General features: G+C 45.9%; 22 protein-coding genes. 8 read left to right on the top strand and 14 right to left on the bottom strand.

Features of this window, described 5'->3' with window-relative positions; translation table 11 throughout:
* Positions 1–83 precede the first annotated feature (83 nt).
* The 4 genes from gltS to J4N42_RS21480 all read right to left on the bottom strand — a co-directional run bounded on the left by gltS (position 84) and on the right by J4N42_RS21480 (position 4,226).
* A complete protein-coding gene (gene gltS, locus J4N42_RS21495) occupies positions 84–1,310 on the bottom strand; it encodes a sodium/glutamate symporter (RefSeq protein ID WP_252032247.1) in 1,227 nt (408 codons plus the stop codon).
* A gap of 195 nt (positions 1,311–1,505) precedes the next feature.
* Positions 1,506–2,645: an N-acetylglucosamine-6-phosphate deacetylase gene (gene nagA, locus J4N42_RS21490; protein ID WP_252032244.1), complete on the bottom strand. Its 1,140-nt coding sequence runs from the start codon at positions 2,643–2,645 to the stop codon at positions 1,506–1,508.
* A 25-nt stretch (positions 2,646–2,670) separates the two neighbouring features.
* Positions 2,671–3,528: an N-acetylmannosamine kinase gene (locus J4N42_RS21485; protein WP_252032241.1), complete on the bottom strand. Its 858-nt coding sequence runs from the start codon at positions 3,526–3,528 to the stop codon at positions 2,671–2,673.
* Positions 3,516–4,226 (bottom strand): putative N-acetylmannosamine-6-phosphate 2-epimerase, encoded by a 711-nt coding sequence (locus tag J4N42_RS21480; protein WP_252032238.1) that lies wholly within the window; start codon positions 4,224–4,226, stop codon positions 3,516–3,518. The genes J4N42_RS21485 and J4N42_RS21480 overlap by 13 nt, the downstream gene beginning before the upstream one ends.
* A gap of 246 nt (positions 4,227–4,472) precedes the next feature.
* On the opposite strand from J4N42_RS21480, the gene J4N42_RS21475 reads away from it, so the two are divergent.
* The 4 genes from J4N42_RS21475 to J4N42_RS21460 all read left to right on the top strand — a co-directional run bounded on the left by J4N42_RS21475 (position 4,473) and on the right by J4N42_RS21460 (position 8,302).
* On the top strand, positions 4,473–5,438 hold the full coding sequence (locus J4N42_RS21475) for a sialic acid TRAP transporter substrate-binding protein SiaP (protein ID WP_252032236.1): 966 nt from the start codon (positions 4,473–4,475) through the stop codon (positions 5,436–5,438).
* Positions 5,439–5,506: 68 nt separating this feature from the next.
* A complete protein-coding gene (locus tag J4N42_RS21470; RefSeq protein WP_252032233.1) occupies positions 5,507–6,016 on the top strand; it encodes a TRAP transporter small permease in 510 nt (169 codons plus the stop codon).
* A gap of 9 nt (positions 6,017–6,025) precedes the next feature.
* Positions 6,026–7,309, top strand: a complete 1,284-nt coding sequence (locus J4N42_RS21465) for a TRAP transporter large permease (protein ID WP_252032230.1) — start codon at positions 6,026–6,028, stop codon at positions 7,307–7,309.
* A 159-nt stretch (positions 7,310–7,468) separates the two neighbouring features.
* The gene (locus tag J4N42_RS21460) at positions 7,469–8,302 is read left to right on the top strand and encodes a MurR/RpiR family transcriptional regulator (protein ID WP_252032227.1); all 834 of its coding nucleotides are present in this window, start codon (positions 7,469–7,471) and stop codon (positions 8,300–8,302) included.
* 58 nt (positions 8,303–8,360) lie between these two features.
* Here the strand turns inward: J4N42_RS21460 and J4N42_RS21455 are convergent, their stop codons facing one another.
* The 4 genes from J4N42_RS21455 to J4N42_RS21440 form a co-directional block, all read right to left on the bottom strand.
* Complete coding sequence (locus J4N42_RS21455; protein ID WP_252032224.1) at positions 8,361–10,127, bottom strand: sensor domain-containing diguanylate cyclase; 1,767 nt, start codon at positions 10,125–10,127, stop codon at positions 8,361–8,363.
* Positions 10,128–10,312: 185 nt separating this feature from the next.
* On the bottom strand, positions 10,313–11,182 hold the full coding sequence (locus tag J4N42_RS21450; protein ID WP_252032221.1) for a glycerol kinase: 870 nt from the start codon (positions 11,180–11,182) through the stop codon (positions 10,313–10,315).
* 100 nt (positions 11,183–11,282) lie between these two features.
* Entirely contained in the window at positions 11,283–12,413 is a 1,131-nt protein-coding gene (locus J4N42_RS21445) for an HlyD family secretion protein (protein ID WP_252032218.1), read from the bottom strand.
* Positions 12,413–12,793, bottom strand: a complete 381-nt coding sequence (locus J4N42_RS21440) for a DUF3302 domain-containing protein (protein ID WP_252032215.1) — start codon at positions 12,791–12,793, stop codon at positions 12,413–12,415. Before J4N42_RS21440 ends, J4N42_RS21445 begins: the two co-directional genes overlap by 1 nt.
* Before the next feature lie 178 nt (positions 12,794–12,971).
* Here J4N42_RS21440 and J4N42_RS21435 point away from each other — a divergent pair, with 178 nt between their 5' ends.
* Positions 12,972–13,856, top strand: a complete 885-nt coding sequence (locus tag J4N42_RS21435) for a DMT family transporter (protein ID WP_252032212.1) — start codon at positions 12,972–12,974, stop codon at positions 13,854–13,856.
* Positions 13,857–13,858: 2 nt separating this feature from the next.
* On the opposite strand, the gene J4N42_RS21430 is transcribed toward J4N42_RS21435, so the two are convergent.
* The 4 genes from J4N42_RS21430 to deoD all read right to left on the bottom strand — a co-directional run bounded on the left by J4N42_RS21430 (position 13,859) and on the right by deoD (position 19,310).
* Positions 13,859–15,439: a GGDEF domain-containing protein gene (locus tag J4N42_RS21430; protein ID WP_252032209.1), complete on the bottom strand. Its 1,581-nt coding sequence runs from the start codon at positions 15,437–15,439 to the stop codon at positions 13,859–13,861.
* Positions 15,420–16,907: a tetratricopeptide repeat protein gene (locus tag J4N42_RS21425; RefSeq protein ID WP_252032206.1), complete on the bottom strand. Its 1,488-nt coding sequence runs from the start codon at positions 16,905–16,907 to the stop codon at positions 15,420–15,422. Before J4N42_RS21425 ends, J4N42_RS21430 begins: the two co-directional genes overlap by 20 nt.
* Positions 16,908–17,061: 154 nt before the next feature.
* Complete coding sequence (locus J4N42_RS21420) at positions 17,062–18,531, bottom strand: lactate dehydrogenase (protein ID WP_252032203.1); 1,470 nt, start codon at positions 18,529–18,531, stop codon at positions 17,062–17,064.
* Positions 18,532–18,599: 68 nt separating this feature from the next.
* Positions 18,600–19,310, bottom strand: a complete 711-nt coding sequence (gene deoD / locus J4N42_RS21415) for a purine-nucleoside phosphorylase (protein WP_171758000.1) — start codon at positions 19,308–19,310, stop codon at positions 18,600–18,602.
* Between the two features lie 385 nt (positions 19,311–19,695).
* Here deoD and J4N42_RS21410 point away from each other — a divergent pair, with 385 nt between their 5' ends.
* Positions 19,696–20,598, top strand: coding sequence for a L,D-transpeptidase family protein (locus tag J4N42_RS21410; protein ID WP_252032200.1), 903 nt, complete (start codon positions 19,696–19,698; stop codon positions 20,596–20,598).
* Between the two features lie 81 nt (positions 20,599–20,679).
* Here the strand turns inward: J4N42_RS21410 and J4N42_RS21405 are convergent, their stop codons facing one another.
* On the bottom strand, positions 20,680–20,949 hold the full coding sequence (locus tag J4N42_RS21405) for an Lpp/OprI family alanine-zipper lipoprotein (RefSeq protein ID WP_252032198.1): 270 nt from the start codon (positions 20,947–20,949) through the stop codon (positions 20,680–20,682).
* Positions 20,950–21,583: 634 nt separating this feature from the next.
* Between J4N42_RS21405 and J4N42_RS21400 the strand changes: the two genes are divergently transcribed.
* Positions 21,584–22,915: a DEAD/DEAH box helicase gene (locus J4N42_RS21400; RefSeq protein WP_252032195.1), complete on the top strand. Its 1,332-nt coding sequence runs from the start codon at positions 21,584–21,586 to the stop codon at positions 22,913–22,915.
* A gap of 60 nt (positions 22,916–22,975) precedes the next feature.
* Here the strand turns inward: J4N42_RS21400 and J4N42_RS21395 are convergent, their stop codons facing one another.
* Positions 22,976–24,619 carry a methyl-accepting chemotaxis protein gene (locus J4N42_RS21395; RefSeq protein WP_252032192.1) on the bottom strand — a complete coding sequence of 548 codons (1,644 nt, stop codon included), beginning with the start codon at positions 24,617–24,619 and terminating at the stop codon, positions 22,976–22,978.
* Positions 24,620–25,010: 391 nt separating this feature from the next.
* Here J4N42_RS21395 and J4N42_RS21390 point away from each other — a divergent pair, with 391 nt between their 5' ends.
* Entirely contained in the window at positions 25,011–25,832 is an 822-nt protein-coding gene (locus J4N42_RS21390) for a phosphate ABC transporter substrate-binding protein (RefSeq protein WP_252032189.1), read from the top strand.
* Positions 25,833–25,924 lie beyond the last annotated feature (92 nt).

The raw sequence follows: 25,924 nt of genomic DNA, 5'->3' as shown, positions 1-25,924 counted from the left end.
TGTTACTGGTGTTAATCATTAAAAAGAGCCCGCATCATTTAATGCGGGCTCTTTTCTTGTTTAAGGCGACTCAAAAATATGGGTTATTGGAGCATACTGATAAAGTAAGGGATGATCAGCGCGTTTGCCAAATCAATAAAGAACGCACATACCAGAGGAACAATGATGAAGGCTTGGTGAGAGTTACCATATTTTTGGGCAACCGCTGACATATTTGCCATTGCTGTTGGCGTCGAGCCCAGAGAAATACCACCGAAGCCGGAACATACCACTGCGGCATCGTAGTTTTTACCCATGAGCGGGAAAACCACGAAAATCGCCATCGAGATTGCTACGATAAATTGGGCACCGAGAATCGCAAAGATTGGTCCTGCCAAATCGACGAGAGCCCAAAGCTGCATGCTCATTAGTGACATAGCCAAGAATGCGCCAAGCGCGATATCTGCAATGAGCGCAATAGCCGGTTTACGTGCTGGCCAGAAACGGCCAGTGAAGCGGCGATAGTGCTTCGTTCGTAAGTTAGAAATCAAGATACCGGCGAATAGGCAGCTCACAAACAGCGGTAGTTCTAGTCCCCATCCAGCGATGACTTCGTTAAGTACTGCACCCAAGATAATACATAGGTGAATAGCAAGTACCGCATCGAGGAAATCAAAAGCATTGATTGAAGGCTGCGGCTGGTCTTGGCTAGTACCTACGTCCATGCGTTCAAACTTTTCAGGGCTCAAGTTGTGGCGGTTAATCAAGAATTTGGCAATTGGACCACCCATTAAACTCGCCAGAATCAAGCCAAATGTCGCGCTGGCTATGCCGATTTCCATCGCTGTATCTAAATCAAACGCTTCGCCAATTCGCGGTGACCAAGCAATCGCAGTGCCGTGACCACCAATAAGGGAAACCGTGCCACTGAGCAGGCCGACAATTTCAGGTTGGCCTAGAGCTTTGGCTACCCCAATACCGGTCAGGTTTTGAATGAACATGTAGCCAATTGTCGCGGTGAGAAGAATGATGAGTGGTCGGCCACCTTTGAACAGATCAGACAAACTGGCGTTGATACCGATTGTTGTAAAGAAATACACCAATAGCATGTCGCGCGCAGCTAAGTTGAATTGCACTTCTATACTGGTCAAGTAGTGCAGCGCAGCAAACAAGATAGAGACTAGAATGCCTCCCGATACGGGCTCTGGGATACTGAATTCTTTTAACCAATACGTTTTTTGCGTCAAGCGGCGCCCGATAAATAGCACTATGATACCAAGCGTAACGGCAAGAAATGAGTCGATGTTCAGAACGTTGTCGATAAACTCCATGAGCCCTCCATATTCAATAAAAAGAATCATTTACCATACGGAGATTTGTACGATATGGCTAGAGCAATAGGTAAGAATACGGAGTGATTTCAAATAGAAAAGTTGTCAGAAGGTTACTTTTTGTTTCGCCCTTATTAGAGCTACAAAGATGAAAGAAGCCGCTAAAAAGCGGCTTTTTCTAGTTAATCATCGTGATTAATTGGAAAACAGTTTTCCATCGACCAGCACGGCTTGCGATTGATGGTCGTGGCTGAGAATTGTTGCGGCGGCTCGAAAGCCGGTTCTCAGGTAGCCAAGGTTATCCTGCTTGAGCGCTTGGGCGGGATACGTCGAAGCCATGCGGTAGGCTTCTGCTTCATCAATTCCCCATTCTATGGCTTGGGCGACGGATTGGTCCATGCCGATGTGTGCACCCGCAAGGCTACCGTTGGCATTCACTAATTTGTTGTCAACGACACGAATTGTCTCGCCATTTAACTCAAACTGATTGGTCTTGCTGCCCACGGTTGCCATGGCATCAGTTACGATCAGGAGCTTGTCTTGCGGTTTGCTTCGTTTAGCCAGTAATACGTTCTGTCTCGCGACATGGATATCATCAGTAATGATGGAGCACCAGGCGTGATCCGTCATCAGTGCCGTACCCACGACTCCTGGTTCACGGCCCTCTAATGGAGACATCGCATTGAATAGGTGAGTGAATCCGCCTATGTGTTGCAACGTTTCATCTGGGAGCTGTTTGCTGGTGGCATTGCTGTGCCCACAGGACAAAATGATGCCTTTGTTGGCCAACCATTCTATTGAGCCTTGATTAACCTTCTCCGGAGCAAGGGTGATGAGAGTTGCACCGTGGCTAAGCCATGGGAACTGTTCAAGTTCATCGATGCTAGGGTCGTAAAACAGGTCTGCGTTGTGAGCGCCTTTCTTATCTGGGTTAAGCCACGGGCCTTCCAAGTGAACACCTAATACACCAGCAATGCGGTCGTTAAGTGCAGCATCGGTAGCGTTAAGCGCCGCGGTAATTTTCGCTGGCGTATCACTGATCAGAGTCGGTAATAAATAGGCAGTACCGTGTTGTCTGTGCGCCTGACAGATGACATCGATAGCTTCTACATCTGTCTGTGAGTTGAACATGATGTCCCCACCACCATTGACTTGTAAATCAATGAACCCAGGAACAATAGTGCTATCTGGGTAATCAGTGACGGTGACATCGGCGGAAAGTTGATCGGCTTTCTCAATACCGATCAAAGTATCGCCTTGCCATACAAGCGCCGATTGGTAGTGAAAAACTTCGCCATCGAAAATGCGATGAGCGGAGATAGCGTGTAAAGTCATGACGATAAAATCCTTAATCTATAGCCTAAAACTGAAAGGCTGCGCCTAGTAAACATGCATCGTAATCACCTATTGCAGCGAATACTGGCACTTGAAACGGCGCTGGAGCATTAGCCACTTCGTTACGAACTAGGTCGATATAGTTTCCCGCAAGGCCAATGCCGCCGCCTAATACGATGGCATCGAGGTCACAGCTGGCTTTTAAGTTAGTGCACAAAGTCGCAACGGCTTTGGCGCTGCGCTCAATGATAGCATGCGCTTTGGGATCGGTTTTAGCGAGTTCGAATAATTCGATGTTGCTGATGTCTTCACGAATCGACTCTCGAGCAAACTTATTGATGGCGGTGCCTGAGGCAACGGCTTCGACACAGCCTTTCAAACCGCAACCACACTCTGGACCATTTAAGTCGATGACAGTATGGCCGATATGGCCAGCCAAATTGCTTGCGCCAGTATGGAGCTTGCCATCAATGACCAAGCCACCACCCACACCTGTAGACACAGTCACATAGGCCATATTCTTATACTGACCATCTAACTGCAGGTACTCAAACCATGCTGCCGCTTGCGCGTCGTTTAATATAGCAACCGGTTTGTCCGTTAAGCGTTCTAATTCTTGGTGAAGTGGAAAAGGCGCAGGGAATGCAAGGGTGCCAGGGTTGATCGCGCTGATCCCCTGTTCTGTTACAAGCCCGGTGGTCGAAATACCAATTTTGTCGACACCGGCCAGCCACTCTTGGCAATGGGCCAAAATCGCATGCGCAAATTGCTCTGCAGACTGAGCTTTTGGAGTCGGAAGCTGGCAACGTTCGATAATATTGCCATTGCTGACAACGCCAAGTGCGATCTTAGTACCGCCAATGTCAATCGCTAAGGTGTGCATGTTTTCATTCCTGCTGTTTGAGTTGCTGTATTAAACCATTGAGTCACGACTTCCAACCGAGTTATGGCTGAACCAACCGTTACGGCGACTGCACCATTTTCAATGGCTTGCGCGGCTAGCTCTGGGGTGTTGTAACGCCCTTCAGCCATTGTAAAGAAGCCGGCTTGGGAAAACTGTTTGACCAGTTGCAAATCTGGCTCGATCGGCTCAACGTCGCCAACATAACCTGACAAGGTGGAACCGATGATTTCTATGCCTTGTGAGTTTGCCCATTCACCATCTTCAAAGCATGAGCAGTCTGCCATAGCGAAACATCCAGAGTTTAGGATTGCTTGGGCAATGTGCTCGCGTGATTCAGGACGAACACGTTCTGTCGCATCGAAAGCGATGATTGTGGCACCCGCTCCAGCTAGGTCATCAACATCGGCAGCAAATGGTGTAATCCGAACTGGGCTGTCGTCTAAATCCCGCTTAACGATCGCAATGATTGGGATCGACACTGCGGTAGCCACAGCGGCTACGTTCTCTTTGCCTTCGATTCGAAGCGCCTTGGCGCCCGCCTGTTCTGCGGCTATCGCCATGGCCACAATAAAGTCAGTTTTTTCTAACGGGCTGTCGGTCACTGGCTGAATGGAAACCACAGTTTGGCCATGCAGTGATTGTCTTAACTCGTCGATATTTAGTTTGTTAGCTTTCACGATTGGCCTCGTAGCGTTTGATTTACTCGTGGCTGCAAATTGCGCTTATCAACACGTTGCTCGTGTGAATCAGCCGTTAAATTAATCAGGCTGGTGAATTTTTGCCCACGATCACATTTCGTAAAAAGTTGGTTTGAAAATAATCTCCACCACCATAATAATTCACAACGAAGATTTTTTTCAAACAAAATAAAAGTTTTTTTTGAAAACAGTGAAACAAAGTATAAATACGACAAAGGAATGATTATGAAAGTCATCAACAACATTACTCTCGCGATGCTGGCACTGGGATGTGCTTCCTCAGTTCATGCTGCAACAACTCTTAAAATGGGCATGCAAGCTTCGGTCGGTTCAGTGGAATACACCTCTGCTAAGTTACTTGCGGATACTTTAGAAGAGATGAGCGATGGTGAGCTGAAATTGACGTTATACCCAAGCGCACAACTCGGTGATGACCGTGCCATGCTGCAGCAGCTGAGTATGGGTGATTTGGATATTACTTATGCTGAGTTTGGTCGAATGGGGCTGTGGATCCCTCGCGCCGAAGCAGTGACCCTACCTTATGTAGCACGCGATTATGAGCACCTTCGCCGCATGTTTGATTCAGACTTTGGTAAAGGTATTCGTGAGGAAATGCTGACCAAGTTTAACTGGCGTGCTCTGGACACTTGGTACAACGGTACCCGAGAAACCACCTCGAACCGCCCACTGAATTCGATTGAAGACTTCAAAGGTTTGAAGTTGCGCGTACCTAACGCAAAGCCAAATCTTAACTATGCAAAATTGTCGGGCGCTTCACCGACACCAATGGCGTTCTCTGAAGTGTATTTAGCCCTGCAAACCAACGCAGTTGATGGTCAAGAAAACCCATTACCAACCATTAAAACGATGAAGTTTTATGAAGTACAAGGCAACTTGGCGATGACCAATCACATCGTGAATGACCAGATGGTGATCATTTCAGAGACGACTTGGCAGTCACTGTCGGAAGCAGACAAGGCAATCATGAACCAAGCGATTGCAAAAGTGGGTGAGCAACACACGGCAAGCGTGAAAAAACAAGAAGCTGAGTTGATCTCTTTCTTCAAAGAAAACGGTGTGAATGTCACTTACCCCGATTTAGCGCCGTTCCGTGATGCGATGCAACCTCTATACGCTGAGTTTGAAGCGAAAGTAGGCCAACCTGTGGTGAAGAAATTAGCTGCAATGTAGTGGCAACAGATGTTTGTGTCGAAGTAAGAATCTTGGCTGGCCAGTGAAGGCCAGCCTTGGAGCATTAAATGTTACGTAAAATCTTAAGCAATCTTGAAGAGATCATCACGGTGCCATTGATGGCGGCGCTGCTCGCCGTACTAACTTGGCAGATAGTGACCCGGTGGTTACTCGATTCCCCCTCTTTATGGAGTGAAGAGCTCGCTCGTGTGCTGTTCATGTACATGTCATTGATTGGTTGTGCCATGGCGATAAAGCGCAATGAGCACGTCAATATCACTTTTTTTTCCGACAAACTGCCTGAAAAGCTACGCCTGCTATTAGTGCTGACTTTGGAATTGGCTGTGTTGGTATCTATTTTTGCAATTATCTATTTAGGCTATCAGCATGTTCAGCGCACTGCTTTTTTTGAGCTCATCACTCTTGGTATTTCTAGTAAATGGATGAACTACAGTCTGCCACTGGGAGGCGCTTTCATGGTTGTTCGTCAATTGCAAAAAATGGTGGGGATTATGGGGAAATTTCGCCACTGTGCGCGCTCGGGTCACACTCAATCTGGCGAAGTGATGGAAAGGTAGGGAATCGACATGTTTGGAACAATTTTTGGCTGGCTGGGACTATTATTTGCGGGTATGCCCGTTGGCTTCTCTCTTATCTTTGTCGCTTTAGTCTTTTTGGTGATGACCAACAGTACCGGGATAAACTTCGCCGCTCAGCAGATGTTGGGCGGCATCAATAACTTTACCTTGTTGTCTGTCCCGTTTTTTGTGCTGACCGGTCACTTGATGAATAGTGCTGGAATCACGGAGCGTATCTTTAACTTTGCTAAGTCGATGGTGGGGCACGTAACGGGTAGCCTAGGTCATGTAAACATCATGGCAAGCTTACTGTTTTCGGGTATGTCGGGTTCCGCATTGGCTGATGCTGGTGGCTTAGGGCAGCTAGAAATCAAATCGATGCGTGACGCTAAATACGACGACGATTTTGCCGGTGGTTTGACAGCGGCCTCCTGTATTATTGGCCCACTAGTACCACCTTCTGTGCCGTTGGTGATTTATGGCGTTGTGTCGAACACGTCAATTGGTGCGCTATTTCTTGCGGGAGCAATCCCTGGGCTGATGTGCTGTATCGCGTTGATGGTGATGAGTTACTTCATCTGTAAAAAGCGTGGCTACATGACCTTACCTAGAGCAACGCGCAGAGAGCAGGCGACATCATTTAAAGAGGCATTTTTGTCGCTACTGACGCCAGTGATCATCATTGGTGGTATCTTCTCCGGTAAATTTACACCGACTGAAGCGGCGGTTGTGTCTTCGTTGTACGCATTATTTTTGGGTACGGTAGTGTATAAGCAGCTGACGTTGTCTGGTTTTGTTCATGTACTTAAAGAAACCGTGAACACTACTGCTGTTGTTGCGTTGATGGTAATGGGAGTGACGGTATTTGGCTGGATCGTAGCACGTGAGCAGCTGCCACAAATGCTGGCGGATTATTTCTTAACCATCAGTGAAAACCCATTGGTTCTACTGCTTCTAATTAACCTGCTGCTGCTGTTTCTAGGAACGTTTATAGAGTCTCTTGCACTGCTATTGCTGCTTGTTCCGTTCTTGGTGCCTGTTGCAGGAGCGGTAGGAATCGATCCAGTTCACTTTGGGGTAATGGCGATTCTTAATCTGATGATTGGTATTTTAACGCCGCCAATGGGTATGGCGTTGTATGTGGTGTCAAAAGTCGGGAATATTCCGTTTCACACGTTAACACGTGGCGTACTTCCCTTGCTGGTGCCGCTGTTTATCGTGCTTATTTTGGTCGCGGTATTCCCACAGTTCACCTTAGCACTACCTCAAATGATGTTAGGTTATGGGCAATAGCTCAGAAGCCAACATCAAGTTATCGTGGGGAGCATCATACTCCCCTTGTTTACTCTTAGCGACGGTGCAGGTGTTTACAATTAATATCAATGGTATGGTGTCAATATTCGCGGCGCTTTGGTATTTTTGCCTAAGCCAAACAAACCTAATGAGGCCCTTGTGAATTCGCCGAAAAATCTCTTGGTTCGACTACGTTCAAATATTGAGCCGCTCAGTAAAAAACTCAGGTTAGTTGCTGACTATATTCTCGAAAATGCACACGATGTTCAGTTTCAAACCATCACAGATTTAGCTCGTAACACGCAAACCAGTGAAGCGACTGTGGTCCGTTTGTGCCGCGACATGGGTTACAAAGGCTACTCCGATTTTCGTATGGCTTTGGCGGTGGATCTGAGCCAAACGGCCAGTCAAACTCAGAGCAAAATCGAGGGTGATATTTGCGATGTGTCGGCGCAGAGTGCCGTCGATAGCTTGCAAGACACGGCTAAACTAATCGACCGAAAATCGCTGAAGCGCATTTGCGAGTTGGTACATAACGCCACTTTTATTGGCTGTGTTGGAGTGGGAGCATCTAGCATTGTAGGGCGCTATTTAGCGTATCGTTTAGTCCGTATCGGCAAAAAGGCGATTATGTATGAAGATACGCACTTGGCAGCGATGAGTGCGGGCCAAAGCTGCGAGGGCGATATGTGGTTCTCGGTGTCTAGCTCGGGGTCAACTAAAGAAGTGATTCATGCCGCTAACTTGGCTTATAAGCGAGGTACGCCTGTTGTATCGCTGACCAATATTAGCCACAGCCCGTTGTCGGCTGTATCCAATGAATTGTTGGTGGCGGCTCGGCCTGAGGGGCCACTGACGGGCGGTGCATTTGCATCCAAAGTTGGGGCATTACTGCTGGTTGACGCGATGGTGAATACCTTACTGGAAACCTACCCTCAATACGGTGAATCGGTAATGGAAACAGCAGAAGTGGTGTTACCGCTGATGAAATAGCGCAGCTGATATTTCGTTTTAGAATAAGGGGAAGTGAGTAATCACTTCCCCTTATTTATTAGGATTGAAAGGTGTTGAGCACAACTTGATTGCGTCCAAGGCCTTTGGCTTGATAAAGCGCTTTATCTGCTCGACCGATGGTTGAATGTTGGCTTTCGGTAGCGCTGGTTATGCCAATACTAACGGTAAATTGAACCGCTTGGTCTTCATGAGTTAGCTGCGAATGTTCCAGTTGGTGTCTGAGCATGTCACACAAGTCATAGGCATGGTTTTCATCGTTAGCACGAAACAAGATACAGAACTCTTCACCACCGTAGCGAGCGAGGCTGATGGCTGTTGGTTTTTTGAAACACTTCTGCATCAGTTTGGCGGTATGCGTAATGACACTGTCACCAAATTTATGTCCAAACTGATCATTGATCTTCTTAAAATGGTCGATATCCAATAATGCGAAGTAGGTGTGCTCTAGATTGATGTACTCATCGATGGCTTCTCGAATCACCAGTTTGTTGTCTAGGTTGGTCATCACGTCTTTGCTTCGCATTTGTTTGCGAAGCTGCAGGTTACACAGAGCGACTTCCGCCTGACTTCGAATCATACGCATGACGGTTTTTGAGGTCGGTAGTACGCTGCTGAGATACACCACCGCCATTAAGCGATCTTGATCAAACAGCGGTATGGTGTAGTGCCGCGAAGTGATATGAAGCTTTTTGGCCAGTAAGTCACGGCTACTTGGACTTCGGTAATTGAAATCACCTTTTGTGTAGTGCTTAATCAGCTCTCTATCTTCATGCACAATAGAGCTATTGCCGTGGTAATCCAAAGTCGTGAAGTGGCCTTCTACATCATTGTATAAGCAGAATTGAACACCTGAGTGGTAACAGAACCGGTCGAAGATCGAGCGCAGGTGCTGTTTAAAGTCGGCTTCGTTTTTTTGATGGCCCAGTATCGAAAGCGAGCTATTGAGCTGTATGAGTAGGTAATTAACGATGATGGCAAACAGCAGCAAAGAGGCAATGATCACTGCGCTTAAACTGTATTGGTTTGATGAGCTCAAAATATCGGCGCGATCAGTGGTTGAGATGAACACCCAGTTGAGCTGGTTGTCGGCATTGAATGCTGAAACACGGTATTGATTCTTGTAGTAGTACTCATGCTTGCCAAACAAAGTCCCCTGATTAACCAGCTCACTGATACCAGAACGGTAACTTACAGATTTCGCGCCGATGATTGAAGGGTCGGGGTGGAATATTAAGCGGCCACTGCTGTTGTCGACTACGAATACATAACCCTGCCTGAGAGACTTTAAACCGCGTAGCATCTGCGTGGTGTGCAGTAGATCGAACTCAATCCAAATTTCATGCTGCTCTTTAGGCTGATAGCGAACGGCAAATACCCACTGGTTTGACTGCTTTTGATAAATCGAAGAGACGGAAAACAGAGGTGATAGGTTGCGGATTGGCCGCCATGAAATAGGTTCGGCAGACAAGACAGCGGTGTTCAACCCATTTACTGAGTGCACACGGTTGTCTTTGGTATCTACCAGTAAGATATCGGCATAGGCTGGAATGCCTTTAAGGATGTTGGTCGCTAACGTATCGAAGGATGTCGTCTGCCTTGCATCTTGCAGTAGATAGAGTTTGCTGGCCGCTGCTTCAATTTGGGAAGTAATCAATTGTGAAGCAGTATTTAGGTTTGCTTGGGATTGTGTATAGGCGTCTTTCTCAGACTGTTTGAATTGCTGATACGCTAAATACAGCACTCCAAAAATGAGTACGACGATGTACGGCCGAGTAAACCGTAACAAAATTTTGGGTAAAGCCATGTTGACGTAAAACTATATTTTATTGTGTACGGAATACTAAATGGATTGCAGAGGGTGAGCAATCGCTAATATGCTTGTCCATCCAGATATAGTTTTCACATTTTGTATAAATATCAACAATGTATTGACGGTTTGTTTCAGCTTGGTGAACCCTTGTTGTTATTGTGCTGAATTTTAAGTCCAACTCAGTAGGCTTTGATTCCGAATTCTCTGAGCTTACTCGGTAGAACATCATCCAAATGCTCTATTTCTTCAGGCTGAATCTCGATCAGTGCAAAGCCATGTTGTTCATAGACCGAGCGTGTTTGCTCTACATGCGATTGAGAAAGATGCCCATTGTCGGTTCCCCAATACTGTAAATAGACTTTCCCGCTCGGTAAATAAAAGTCACTTAATACATCTTGCTCTATAGGTAAGTGACGATCATAGGCGTGAACAATCCCATTCATATAGAGCCAATTGTCGATAATAAGCTCGCCTTTAGACCGCACATAGTGGCCATCTAATGTGCGGTGCTTAGCTTCAAATTTTTGTCTGAAGCTGGAAATAGAACGGTCACTGGCGTGCGCTTCGGCATCTTGGCCTAAAAACTCAATAACCGATTGGCGTAGGCGCTTATTACGCGCGATGGAGTCATGCCAGACAACAAACTGATTTTCGCTGCTGCTATCTATTTTGGGTTGAGCGCCGACTCGAAGGCCTGATTCGGTCGCTTGCCAACCCTTGGAGTGTTTGCTGATCCAACCTAATTCACTGAGTAATTGGTTTACTTTCTTAGCTGGAAGTTTGAGCCTTTCGCCCAGTTGGGTGGCTGAAAGGGTTTGCCCAGCAGAAGCCGCAGTATCAATCAGCAGGTTTTCTGGCCACACGATGAATCGACCAAATTTGCTGTGCTCGATGTATTCACCACCGAATTTCTCACCGATTTCAGTCAGAATCCATTTGTCTTCAAAGCGGTTGATGTAGCCTGCTAGCTTAAGTTCTTGGAAAAGCTGTTTTGCTTCGATGCCTCGTTTTTTTGCCAGAGCTGATGTTGATAATTTTTCGTCTGCCATCACGATGCCTTTGTGGGTATAAGACTTTGTTCTATTCTAAGGATTACCGCCTAGAATACAAAAAGCCCTACCGAAGTTGGTAGGGCTTTTAATGAATGACTTAGTGATCAAGGTAGAGATAGTTTTGCCAACTCTTCATTCGGATTAATATCTTTCGCATGATAGACACGTGGGTAAAGCTATCTGAATAGACCGCAACTTCAACTGCCGTACCCAGAGGTAGGTGGTAGTCGGTAAGGTCGTCGGTGATCCTGAGCGTGGCGAGTACACGGCCGTTAGTACGCAGAGCATCGGTACCGAGCAGTGCGCCGCGAGCTTGGAATTGGCTTTCGCCAATCGCAGGAAGTACTTCAACCACTTCACCTTTAAATACTCGGCCTGGTAAAGCGCGGAAAAGGAACTCAGCCTCAAAACCAGGTTGTAGACGCTGTAATGAGTTTTGTCTGAATGCTGCGGTATAGAGCTTCTCTTCAGTATGAACAAATGTCATTGCCGGAGCTAATGGAAGAGGTACTGCCATAACGCCCGGACGCAGAGCAAGCTGAGTCGTGTAGCCATCGGTTGGTGCGGTAACGACAGTTTGCTCGAGGTTAAACTCGGCTTTGCGTAGCTCGGCCAATAGGCGTGCCACAGTGGTATTCTCGCCACCGATCTCTGAGTCGAGTGCAATCGCTGCCTGTTCAACGCGTGCTTCTGCAACTTCAACCGCTGCTTCTGCCGCTTTGTATGCTTGGCGTCGGGTATCGAGTTGTTGCTCGGTAAATGCGCCTTTGTCGTAACCGCGTTGGTAACGGGAAAACTCACGCTGGGCTTTGTCACGTTCGGCTATCGCTTTAACTTCGCCGGCTTTCGCTTCGGCTAAGTCAGATTCAAGTCCAAGTGCACCTTGGCTCGCTTCTTTGACTTGTGCGCGAATTTTTGCGACTTCGGCTTCAAACGGAACAGGGTCGATTTTAAATAGGACGTCGCCTTGCTTAAGCGGTTTATTTGGTTCAACAGGCACTTCAATAACACGTCCACGTACTCCAGAAACCACAGGAGTGGTCGAGAATACTTGATTACCAATTTGGGTGAACGGGTGGTTATAGTTCATTAACAGAACCAGAGTACCAACGATAACAACACCACCTAATACCGCTGTAGGGACGGTCCATTTGTTCAACGGAATATTGAACACTTTGAAAATAGTGATACACAGCGCGGTGTAAGTCAGAATCAATAGTAAATCCATTATTGTTCCTCCTCTTTGCGTGCTGCCACCGGCTCTGAAGCGGGTTGTTGTGACTTCAATTGGCTGACTTCTTGTTTAAGAGCTTCAACTTGATCGATGAGTTGATCGACTCGGTGATGAATATCGTGTTGCTCTTGCTCGATTTTTTGAAAGCCCCAACCACGTTCTTTGCGCCACAACGTGGCCCAAATCCAGAGGAATGGCCAAATCGCATGAAGGGTAAATAGGCTTACCCAGCCTGCGTAATGGATGGCATCTTGGTGTGGATGCTCGCGTTCTTTCGCGATCTCGTAAGGGATGTCGTGAATGACGATAATGCCGTAAAAAATAACCAAGGCGACAAAAATGAGAAGTCCCAAGGCCAAATAATCAAGAAACATAGCTACTTCCTTGTTTATGACATGCTAAGTTATGCAATTAGATAGGGTGTTTTGTAAAAGATATGTAAGAACCCATTAAAAGTATAGAGAAAAAACAATTAATTAGGCTTGAGTTAGCAACTTTGAAAATATAATTACTCAAATGCCTAAAAAGCACGCAGTGGAATAAGGTGAAGTTATGTTTTACGGAGAGGTGGCCGGTTTGGGGGCTGCTATTGTTTGGGCGTTGGCAACGTGGATTTATAGTCAGTTTAGCCACCAGTTTTCTGCGTTACAGCTCAATATTGTCAAGGGTGTTGTTGCTTCGTTCATGATGTTGATGATTATGCCTTTACTGCCTATGCCTGAATTGGAGTTGTCAGCCAACCACTTTGCGATATTGGCAATTTCTGGAGTGATTGGCATTGCGATTGGTGATAGCGCTTACTTTGCAGCATTGAAGCGAATAGGGCCAAATAAAACCCTCTTGCTAGAGTCACTCGCGCCGCCACTGTCTGGCGTGTTGGCGATTATGCTACTTGGTAGTGTTCTGGGTGTTCAGGCATGGCTAGGGGTGATAGTGACCACGATTGCGGTAACCTTTGTGGTGTTTCAGCCTTCAGCCGATAGCCGAACGACGTCTCGAGCAGGGATTGGCTACGGTTTATTAGCCAGTGTCTGCCAAGCAAGTGGGGTCGTAATTTCACATTATGCCTTGGTGGCCGGAGATTTACCTCCTTTGCTAGGCGCTTTGATTCGTTTAGCGGTTGGCGTTGGCGCAGTCGCTTTGGTGATTGGTTGGTTAGAGCTGAAACCATTTAAACAAATGTGGCAGAATCTTAGTGAAATGAAATCTAAGTCGAAGTTATGGCTATTACTGGCGATCTTTGTTGGGACTTTCCTTGCGCTGTGGCTACAACAAGTGGCGCTAAAGTACGCCAACCCTGCTGTTGCTCAAACGCTCATTGCGACAAGTCCAATTTTTATTTTGATCATTTATGCCGTGAGGCGTGAGCCAATAGGGCGAAAGAGTGTCATCGGGACACTCTTTGCGGTTGGTGGAATATCGCTGTTTTTTCTTTAAAGCTATTCAGTGCAGACTTGATTACGGCCGTTTGCTTTAGCACGGTACAATGCTTTGTCGGCGCGGTAGAAAGTGCGTTGGGTGTTCTCACCTTCTCGATGGAGGGTGATGCCTAGGCTAACTGTTAAGCCGCGCTCACCTAGGATATCGTGCCAGCCAAATTGGAATATACGTTCGCGATAGTTCTCGGCATGCATCTGCGCTTGCTCTAAGGTACTTTTTTCTAAAATAACCAAAAACTCTTCTCCGCCGAAGCGAACACACGAAGCGCCTCTAAAGCGGAAGTAAGTGGCGAGCTCGTTGGAAACATTCACAATGGCTTTGTCACCCACTAAATGGCTTAGTTCATCGTTGATTGATTTAAAGTGGTCGATATCAATGACCATCAAAGCAAACGGTGTTTCATGTAGCAGCAGATCTTTAAGTTTGACGTCTAACCAGCGCCTATTGTGCAAGTTGGTAAGAGGGTCGGTGAACACGTCCTGCTGCAATTGCGCTACGGTGTTTTTCTGACTTTCGGTCGTTTCTTTAAGCTCACGATTTTCGATTTCAGATAGGATCAGCTTCAGTTGTAACTCGAAGCGAGACAAACGTCTTAACTGGCTGGCTCCTAGTTCGCTGATCGGAATGTTTTTCATTAAATCCGATTCAATTCGATAAGCTTTTTTCTGATTTTTCAGCGCATCTTGAAAGTTGCCACAGTGCTCGTCGATGGCACTGGTTGAATCGTAGAGGTGTTTGGCAAGAATCGGTGCTGAATGGTCTTTGATACGTTTGGCCGCGCTATGCAGAACTAGACTCGCTACATCGGCTCGCCCTACACTGCTTAAACAGTGTGCTAGCTCAAGCCGGACCATATTAGACAACCAGCTAGAATGAACATTACCAGCGGCATATTGGACGTTAGCTACGGTTTGCAGCGCTTCTTGATACTTTTTCTGTAAGCGGAATAATTTGGCTTGATAGAGGTGGATTTGCCCAGTCAGAATTTTATCGCTGACCAATATACTGAGCTCCTCACACTCACGAATGAGATCGTTCGCAGCAGCGATTCGGCCCAGTTCGATGAAACACGACAGCATGTACAGTTTATAGCGTAATCTAAGGGAACGGCTCGAGATAGCATGATCGAGGCTATCTATCTTTTGATAATAACGTAGTGCTCGATTGTGGTCGCCATAGGCATCACACAAGTTACCCATTCCAAGTACCGAAAGTACATAGTCGTCAATGAAGCCGTGTTCGACCGCAATACTGGATGAAGAAATGTATTCGGCCAAAGCAGAGCTGTAGTCGCCCGTATCAACCAAGCGCTCGCTTAAGCTGTTGCGTACCGATAGAATGACTTCAGCGTCTTGCGGCAAGCTAAGCTGTTCGAGTGCCAACCTTAGCTCATCAATGCTGGCTTGGACTTGAAGAAGTTCACTGCGGTACTCAGCACTGATGATAAAGCATTGCGCGCGTTCTAGACCTGTAGTCGCGATATGTAGGCGGACATGATTCCAAAAAATGATAGCCTCTTCACCAGCGACAGAGGAAGGATCAAGCCCTGAGTCAGTGATTTTATTGAGTAGCTGTTCCATTTGAATCGTCCTTTACTTGGCTTTGTTCGAGCTGCTCTAGAGTGAATGGAAAAGTGAGAATATCTTGCAGCATCACTTTAGGCAGTTGGGCATTGAGCCCTTTTCGTTGCCAAGGGTATATTTCAATCATTTTGGCAATGACTTTGAAGACTTCTAACGCTGCATCATCTTTATCGGCAAGCAGAAGACAAATGCGCTCAGAACTTATTCTGGAAAGAAGGTCTTGTTGGCTACACAGTGAATGGACGATCTCGGTACAGACATCTAAGTACGCTGGCTTATCGTGTTGGATCATAATCACGGAGTAGTTGGAGCGCTTGAGTTCCGTTTTAAATAGAACCAACTGCTCCCACCAATAGGTTTCTGACACCATATTGGTCAGGTGCTTTTCAGGATCGAACTCGTGTTGCCCCCGAATTCGGTTAATCAGTTTACGGGCACGTTGTTCGAGTTGACGCTTGGAGGTTCTTGCTTTGTCCAAACCCACGCGTGTGGTTTGTTCACGCAGCATATCGATGGAGTGCTTGCGGTATTTTTTGAATGAGCTTAGTGCTTTCTCGAAATCGCCGCCTTCTTCTGCAACGCGGGATTGTTGAAAACAGATTTGCGATAGCAGCTCGCCGTTATCAAACTTCACTGCTGACGCTTCGGCTTCAACCAGCAATTCGGCAGCGGCTTCAGGGTTCTTTCTTAATAATTCGAGACGCGCGCGGCTGATATACGAATGAGCTTTCATCCAAACCAAGTCATGCTTTACCGCAAGGTCATGGGCTTTTTTCGTCGCGATTTCTGCGTCTTCAGCGCGTTCTAAGCCGAGTAATGCTAGGCCTCGAAAATCCCACACTTCGGCGTGCCAAGTTTTATCGCTGTGGTCACGCAGCACTTCTTCTGCGCCGTCGAGAATGGTGAGCATTTCAACATAATTGTTGAGTAAGTAGAGATCCCAAGCGAGTAGAATACGTGCTTTACCTTCAAGCCAATCAATACGCATATTATTGGCGACTTGTACGGCGAGCTCATGGGTTGAACTGGCCAGCTTATATTCGTTGGTGATACGCCAGACGTTACCTAAACCGATTAAGGATTCAATTTGAATTTCTACTTCATCGACCAATGCTGATTGTTCGAGCGCATTAATCCAAAATTGCTGAGCCGTGTAGTATTTCGCTTGCCCCCAATATTGCAGCGCATGAATATGGAGAATCTCAGGTAGATAAGTATCGGTGTCGAGGGCATTTTGCCGTGTGAAGGCGTCTTTGATGTACTTCAAGCCTTTACGGTAGTCCATCAGGCACCAAGCACAGCGCGACATAATGATGAGACTTTGAATCGCACCTTCTGGGAAGAATATCTGTGTAGCGCGAATTTCACATTGTTCCGCGATCAGTAACACTTTCTCAGGCTCAGCTTCAATGCGAGCTTTGAGTTGTTCAATCTCAACTTCAAGAAGGTGTTGATTTTTGTCCAATCTAATCAGTCCCTTAAAACACAGTAAAACAATGTTACCTTATTGATTATAAGAATAGTTGCTGAATTAGCACTACCTATTTGCGCAAAATTTTGCGCGCAACACTCTTATAAAATCAATTGTGGGGCTAGCTTCACGACTTCATAGCGTTGAGTTATGAAAGCAGATCTCTCAACGTCAGTGGCGAATCGGTCAAACCAAGATTTTGTGCTGCGGTGTTACCGTTCTTATCTTGGTAGCACAGATTGTGCCAAGCACGGAAAATATCCAGCATAGGCAGTAGGCCACCTGGGCGAAGTTTACGTCTTGGTTCGTTGATAAATGGACCAAACAGCAGTTGGAAACGTTGCTGATAAAATTCGGTTTTTCTAATGGATGCCTTTTGTAGCCACGCCTCCGGCTCAGTTTTGTCACCCGCAAGGTAACAAATTCCTTTGGAAGCGCTTGGTTGGTTTGCGATGGCCCAGCGGTCACGCCACCATCCCATATGCACAATATCTACTTTGTCGACACTGAAGTCACGATTCCATTGGCTATCTTCTTCCACGTACATAAGGTCGATATTTTGACGCTGTATTCTTGGCAGGCAGACACTCAAGGCTGCAGAGCGAAGAACTGGATCTTGTGGCATATAGATGGAGACACGCTTTTCTTCGCCACACATATCCAACACGTGTAAGAAATGGGCATATGACGTATAAGGTGGTCGAATCAACGCCCCTTTTGACGGGTAATTGAACACCGTTAGGTTGCCCATTGGGTCTTCTACATTACCGCGCGCCAAAATGGCTTGGTACTGTTGGTCAATTCGCTCACGCAAAACCGGAGAAGGAGTCGGTACAGGCATGTTCGCTTCAGAGGAGTGATCACGAGATACGAAACGAGACGGGTTTTCGTAAGGGTTATGATCAATAGAACCAGAAGGTTCTTCACCAGCGGAGTAGTTCACATGCTGACACAGAATGTATCCAGTTTCGGCTTCACCGGTGGCGATCCAAAGCACACCATTGTTGCTCTTTGGTTGAAGTGATACGTAGTGCGACGCGAGTTGGTAATCGGTAGCGTGGTTTACCCAACGAGCATCGATCATAGCCAACTTTCTGCGACAGCGGCTGGCGATATGCTCAACATGGTCGTAGAAGGTTTTTGGGTTAATCGAAAGCTTGCGGCAGATTTCACGCACTGAGTAGCTCATAAACAGCAAACCAAGTAAATTCTCTTGGAAAGCGAGTTTCTTGTTTGAGCCGGACCATTTATCGACAAAGGTTGATTGGCAATGTTTGCAGCGGTAACGCTGTCTGTCGCCACTATAACCAAAGGCATGGTAGAGGTGTTTATGGGTGTGAACAGACAAACCGAAGTTGTCGCATTCATCATTACGACAGGCAGGGAGCCCATCGCTGTGCAGGTGTCTTAAACGATGTAACTCGTTCAACACTTCCTGATTGTTAAGTAAGGGGGGGAAAGCTCCACACTCACGGCATACCATCGCTGGTCGTTTAGGGTTAGCATGCTGCAGCACATAACGCTCTGCATCACTCAGTCCAAAGTTGTCACACGCCAATGTTTTACAAAAGTTGAGTTGTAACCCTTCAGCTTCCTTTGGTAGTTTGCCGTTAGACACAATCGCCCCCTCGGGAATAATCTGGGCTGCCAGCGTAAACTGGCAGCGAAGTACTACTTATCCAAGGATTAGATGTTAATCGCAGTCTCAAGAGCCACTTTCATCATGTCGTTGAATGATTTTTGGCGCTCTTCAGAGCTCAGTTTCTCGCCACGGATGATGTGGTCAGAAACCGTTAGAATTGTTAGCGCTTTTGCACCAAGATCTGCCGCTACACCGTAGATGCCCGCTGCTTCCATATCTACACCTAGGATGCCTAGTTTTTCCATCTTCTCGAAGATATCAGCTTCTGGTGTGTAGAATAGGTCTGCAGAGAAAACGTTACCTACTTTTACTGGTACTTCTTGAGCACGAGCTTGGTTTACTGCTTCTTCAAGTAGACCGAAATCAGCAATCGCTGCGAAGTCGTGGTTGTTGAAGCGGATACGGTTCACTTTAGAGTCCGTTGACGCGCCCATACCGATAACAACGTCCATTAGTTTAACGTCGTCACGAACAGCGCCACAGCTACCTACACGGATAACATTCTTTACACCGTACTCAGCGATAAGTTCGTGCACATAGATACAGCATGAAGGAATACCCATACCGTGACCCATTACTGACACTTTTTTGCCTTTGTAAGTGCCTGTGTAGCCGAACATGTTGCGAACATCACACACTTGTTTTACATCATCTAGGAATGTTTCCGCGATGTATTTTGCACGTAGCGGGTCGCCTGGCATTAGGACTGTTTCAGCGAAATCACCTGGTTGTGCGTTAATGTGAGGGGTTGCCATTGTCGTTACTCCAAAGTTTTATAGTAGATGCGATATGCAAATTACTATTTCTGTTGAATGCGTATTTATTTGTTGAGGCAATACTAGCTAGATAATGCAAGCTTCCTTGAGAAGTGTGTCACAAATTGGCTTGGTTTGATCACTAATCTTATTATTGATAACCAAATCTGTTGAAACTGGTAAGGCAATCGATTCGGGAAAACGTTTCACAACGATTCGAACTATGCTCATTAGGTTGGGTGTTTACTAAAATTGTTGTCGCGCCACGTTAGTCTAAGAAGAGTGAAGGAAAAGTAAGCTGTTGGTCATAACTGGCTGAATGAGTTGATTCTGTTGCCACAACAGAGATAACCTAGCCAGACGATAGGATGTAAGGATTAACACCATGATACGTAAGTTTCTCTCATTGATGTGCTGTTTGAGTGCGCCTGTGTTTGCTGCGACTTACGAACTTCCCGCAGAAGGAAGTAACTTGGTCGGTAGAACCCAATACCACGCGATTGAAAAGGGTGAAACGCTGGCCAATATTGCAAAACAATACGATGTGGGTTTTTTGTCTTTGATGGCGGCTAACAAAGGGGTAGACCCTTTTCTCCCTCAGGAAGATTATGTGCTCACCATCCCAACTCAGATCATACTGCCTCAAGTGCCTCGTGAAGGCATTGTGATTAATCTCGCTGAACTGCGTCTTTATTACTTTGAACCTGAAATCAACAAAGTACATGTCTTCCCAGTTGGAATTGGACGTATTGGACGCGACACGCCTGAAATGGAAACCAAGATCAGTCAAAAAAGACCAAACCCAACTTGGACTCCACCTAAATCGATTCGTAAAGAGTATTTAGACAAAGGTATTGAACTGCCAGCGGTTGTACCTGCTGGCCCTGATAATCCACTTGGAGAGTACGCTCTACGTTTGGCTTATGGTCATGGAGAGTATCTGATTCATGGCACCAACAAGGACTTTGGTATTGGCATGCGGGTGAGTGCGGGTTGTATTCGGATGAATCCGGCGGATATCGAATGGTTGTTTGCTCAGGTTACACGTGGAGAAAAGGTGACGATTATCGACGAGCCTATCAAAGTTGCGCTCGAACCGGACCGCAGTGTCTTTGTTGAGGCCCATGAACCTTTGACTCGAAGTGATGGCAGCAAGAAAAACTTAAATGTGCCTCTGGAGCTGACGTGGTGGCTGGAAGAATTTGATTTGTCGGACTCTAAGGCGAGAGCGGCGATACTGGCGCAAAATGGGGTGCCGGTTGAAGTGGTTGCCCCTAGCTTAAACTGAAGTCATGTGGGTATACAAATCGTGTTATAGTGGTAATTAAAAAAGGTCTGCTAATGCAGACCTTTTTTACATGACTGAGAATTACTTAGTGTAAGACTGAGCGATGTTGTCGATACGTTCGTTTGCACGAGCTGCTTCTTCTTGTGCCGCTGCTGCTGCGTCTTTAGCTTGCTGTGCTTCAGACGTTAGTGCCGCGTGCTCGCTCTTAAGTGCAGATACTTCTTGGCTCAGTTGGCTAACTTGATCGTTTAGATCGTTCATTTTTGCCGTTGTTTCTTCGTCCGGACCAGAAGCACAACCAGCTAGTAGAAGTACAGAAGAAGCTGCAGCTGCGATTAACATCTTGTTCATATATGAACTCCTTGCATATGAGTAAGTATCAAAAATTCGCCCTATACATTCTTTATCATATAGTGACGAAATAAATTGTAGTCACAATCTAGCCGAAGACATAGTAGGCAAAAGTCAGAAAAACCCAAGGATTTGAACAATTAGTCGATTAATTGAGGGCTGTCTCATATTTGCGATGTATAGATTTGCCAAATAATTCGGCTGTTTAATCGTACTTCGTACGCACTGGCGAGGGGGAAGTTATAGCGGTGAGAACTAGGTGGTGTGTGCCATTCTAAACACCTGTCGAAGTCATTTAGCTCTGTGAAGGTGTATGAATCTTAACGAGTTTTTATCTGTTCTAAGCTAGCTGGCTGTTTCCGACCAAAGCATTGCCATCAGTTGAGCTTTATTGGAAAGCATTTTGTCGTTTGTTGCTTTGGCGCTTACCAGATTATCGACTATTTGTTTGAATAGCGCTTGAATATAGAGGGCAGTTAATTCGTGAAAACTTTTTTAACCGGATAAATTTTATGTGATCTCTATCTATATAGATGGGTTTCACGCTATTATATCGCGTTTTTAAATTTCCCCCTTTTACTACACTGGAATAAGCGTGTTTGTACTGGGTAGTAATCAGTAATTGGAGAGTCCTTTGCACTTTAAAGAATTAGGTTTAGACAATCGTTTATTGAAGAACCTTAACCACTATGATTTTAAACAGGCGACTGATATACAACGCCAAGCGATCCCTGTTGCGATTGCGGGCAAAGATCTATTAGCGTCGTCGAAAACTGGTTCAGGTAAAACGCTAGCATTTGTTCTTCCTATGTTGCATAAGTCTTTAAAGAACAAAGCATTCTCAGCCAAAGACCCGCGTGGGCTTATTTTGGCTCCAACTCGTGAGCTTGCCAAACAGGTATACGGTGAACTGCGCACTATGCTGGGCGGTTTATCTTACGAGGCTGCACTGATTCTTGGTGGGGAGAACTTTAACGACCAAGTGAAAGCGCTACGTCGCCACCCTAAGTTTATTGTTGCGACACCAGGGCGTTTAGCGGATCACCTAGAGCACCGATCTCTGTACTTAGAAGGATTGGAGACTCTGGTTCTCGATGAAGCTGATCGCATGCTTGATTTGGGTTTTGCTCCAGAACTTCGCCGTATCCACAATGCCGCAAAACACCGTCGCCGTCAGACTCTGATGTTTTCTGCTACGTTGGATCATGCTGAGGTGAACGATATTGCGTCGGAAATGCTTGATGCACCGAAGCGTATTTCTATTGGTGTTTCCAACCAAGAGCACAAAGATATCACTCAGAAATTTTACCTGTGTGACCACTTAGATCATAAAGAAGCTATTCTTGAGCGTGTGCTAGAAGAAGCAGAGTATCGTCAGGTGATCATCTTTACTGCGACTCGTGCCGATACCGACCGCTTAACCGAAAAGCTAAACGAGAAGAAGCTTAAAGCAGTCGCATTGAGTGGCAACTTGAACCAGACTCAGCGTAACACCATCATGAGTCAGTTCGAACGAGCGGTATTCAAGATATTGGTAACCACAGATGTTGCTTCTCGCGGTTTGGACATTGCAAATGTTACCCATGTGATCAACTTTGATATGCCTAAACATACAGAAGAGTATGTTCACCGTGTTGGCCGTACCGGCCGTGCGGGTAATAAAGGTGATGCGATCTCGTTGGTTGGCCCGAAAGATTGGGACAGTTTTAAGCGTGTTGAATCATACTTACAACAAGATCTTGAGTTCTCTGTACTTGAGGGATTGAAAGGTAAGTTTAAAGGCTTACGTCCACCTAAGAAGGATTATCGTGGCAAAGGCCCTGTTAAGAAGAAAGCTCGCCCACAAGCGAAGAAAACGCCTAAAAAGCCTGTTAAACGTGATAAGAGCTTCCACCAAAATGTGGCAGTGGGTGATACGGTGTTCATCCCGAAAAAGAAAGTTGCACCAAAAGTGGATGACGAATAAATAGCGTGACTGCTTAAATAAAAAAACCGCCGAAAGGCGGTTTTTTTATTTGCGGGCAATCTAGATAGTAAAGTAGCCCAATTGCTGCCTTTGCTTCTCGGCCAATACCGAAAGCTCTTGGCTTGCTGCAGCAGACTGAGTAATGCCAGTCACATTTTGGCTAACCAGCTCGTACATGTTACTTAAGTTACTGTTGATGTCTGATGTTACGCGGCTTTGCTCTTGCGATGCGTCAGCAACCTGAGTATTAATCGAAGTCAGTTGAGAGATAGTATCGTTAATCTCATTTAAAGCATCACTGACCTGAGAAGCGAGCAGCTGATTGTCTTGCAGCATGCTTAAACTTGAGCTCATGCTTTGATTAGCCTGTCCCGATTGTGCTTGCAGTCCTTCTATAATGGTTTGGATCTCTTTGGTTGAATCTTGTGTTCGGGCTGCGAGCATACGTACTTCGTCTGCCACCACTGCAAATCCGCGTCCACTTTCACCGGCTCGCGCCGCTTCAATAGCCGCGTTTAAAGCCAATAAGTTGGTTTGTTCTGAAATGCTCTCAATCACTTCAATGAACTTGCCAATTTGTTCTGACTGATCTTGCAGTGAATTGACCACTTCCGCCGCCTCACTTAACTGATCGGCCATTTTACTGTTCGCTTGGTTGTTTTGCTCAAACATCTTTAAGCTGTTACGTGCCAATTCGTGAGCTTGATGGGAGGCGGTATCTGCCAGCCTTGCATTATCAGTCACATTATTTGCAGCGGCTTCTAATTGATTCACAGCAGAAGCAACTTGCTCGACTTCGTGTTTCTCTTGGTCAGAGTTCGCGCTTGATTGAGTCATAACGGCGGCTAACTCGGTTGAGGCAGAAGCTACATCAACGCTAATACGAACCAATGCATCGACGGTAGAATGGAGCTGTTTCACTGTCCGGTTCACATCACGAGATAGCGCAGTAACTTCATTGTTACCTTGCTCTTCCACTTTCACTAATAGGTTGCCATTGGCGACTTCCTGCATGGCGGACTGAAGCTGTTTGATTGGTTTGACGATGACACCAGACAGCAACCAGCCAATGATGGCTGATGCGAGTAACACGATGATGAGTCCTAGAACGCCATTAGTCAGTTCGCTGCTGTGTTTGGCCCCATTTTCTTCCACTTCCGTTAATGCAAGAGTATTGAGCTTTTTAGACAGCGCAGTAATAGCTTGGACCATCTGTCTGCCCGCATCTCGGTATTTGTCTGCAGCGCGCTGGTATTGCGCTTCAAACTGACTGTTGTTACCACTGCCAGAATGCTTGGTGTTCAGTAGAGGAATCATGACAGAAATGGAGTAGTCAACGTAGTGTTTCATCGCTGAACGCATATTGCTGACTTCTGCTTGTAAACCTTCAACTTGGTTTAGGGAGTCGAGCAGTCGCATATTGTCCTGTAGCTTTTGATTCAAAACGCTGGGCAGTACTTTTACTTCATCTTCTTTAAACAAGCTGTAGATAGCACTAATGCGCATTCCGTACATATTGTCGATCATGGTAGTGAGTTCGTCTTTGTGGACGATGAGCTTTTCTGTCGACGTTGAAACTTGTTGAAAAGCGTTTTTGAGGTTAGTGGTGCTGTAAGTAATTCCAACAATGAGTATCAGCATAGTCACGACGACGGGTACTAATACTTGAAAACGAATCGACAAACGATTCAATGATTGACGCATGGTGTGTCCTCTCCTAGGCGAAAATGGGATTGCTCATAATTATTATTCTTATCAATGTGACGGGTGATTTTAGGGGAGGATGTAAATAATTCAATCACGTATTGTTCTAAGAAATTCGCTTTTGCGATCCGCTTATATGCAACAAAAAATCCTTTTTATTCATGTGGTTAAGATTTGCCTGGTTATGATGACAGTAGAAATATAAGTATTTGCTCAGTGGCAGTATCAGTGGAAATGGTGGTTTATAGGTGAGAGTGATTAGTTAATAAGCAATTACGTAATGTGTCATACAGGCTTCAATTAACTGAAACACAACTGTCATATTCACATCCTAAAGTGAGCACCGTTCAAGTGAAACACAACGGCAATAAAGCCACTAAAGGAAATTGTGATGAAAAAGACAGTAATCGGTGCAATCGCACTTCTAGGCGCAATGGCAGTGACTTCTGTTTCTGCTAAAGAAACTATCTCTGCAGTGGGCTCTAGCAGCGTTACTCCACTGATGGAAGTTTTCTCTGAAACATACATGAAGTCAAACTCAAACGTATTCATTGAGGTTCAAGGCCCAGGTTCTTCTGCTGGCGTAAAAGCAGCGAAAAACGGCAGTGCAGACCTTGGTATGTCTTCACGTAACCTAAAAGATTCTGAAAAAGAGCCAGCTCTTAAAGAGTTAACCGTTGCTCTAGACGGTATCGCAGTAGTTGTTAACCCTAAGAACGGTCTTGACCAACTGACTGCAGAGCAAGTAACAGCAATCTACAAAGGCGAGATCACTAACTGGAAAGATGTTGGTGGTGCAGACAAGCCTATCGTAGCTATCACTCGTGACACAGCTTCTGGTACTCGTGGCGCTTTCGAAGACATCATGAAGCTTAAGAAGAAAGTATCTGGTATGAAAGTATCAGCGATTTCTCAACGCGCTCAAGTTGCTAACGGTAACGGTGCTCTGAAAACAATGGTTGCTTCAAACCCATACGCAATTGGCTACATCTCACTAGGTACTGTTGACTCTTCAGTTAACGCATTAGCTATCGACGGCACTGAAGCTTCTGTAGACAACGTGAAAAACGGTTCTTACAAAGTAGCTCGTCCTTTCCTTGTTCTTTACAAAGATGGCCAACCATCTGCTGAAGCTCAGAAGTTCCTAGATTGGATGGTTTCTGACGAAGCTCAAGGTCTTGTAGACAACAAAGGCTACATCTCAGTTAACTAATCTCAGTTAACACATTAAATTCCAAGTTTGCTCAGCCCACCATTTTAGGGCTGAGCGTTTTCAATCCAATTCGATGCTGCTGTGCGGCTCGA

This window comes from Vibrio sp. SCSIO 43135 (assembly GCF_023716665.1).
Classification (GTDB): domain Bacteria; phylum Pseudomonadota; class Gammaproteobacteria; order Enterobacterales; family Vibrionaceae; genus Vibrio; species Vibrio paucivorans.
Note: the sequence above shows the minus strand (reverse complement) of the source record. Positions and strands in the feature narration are given on the sequence as shown.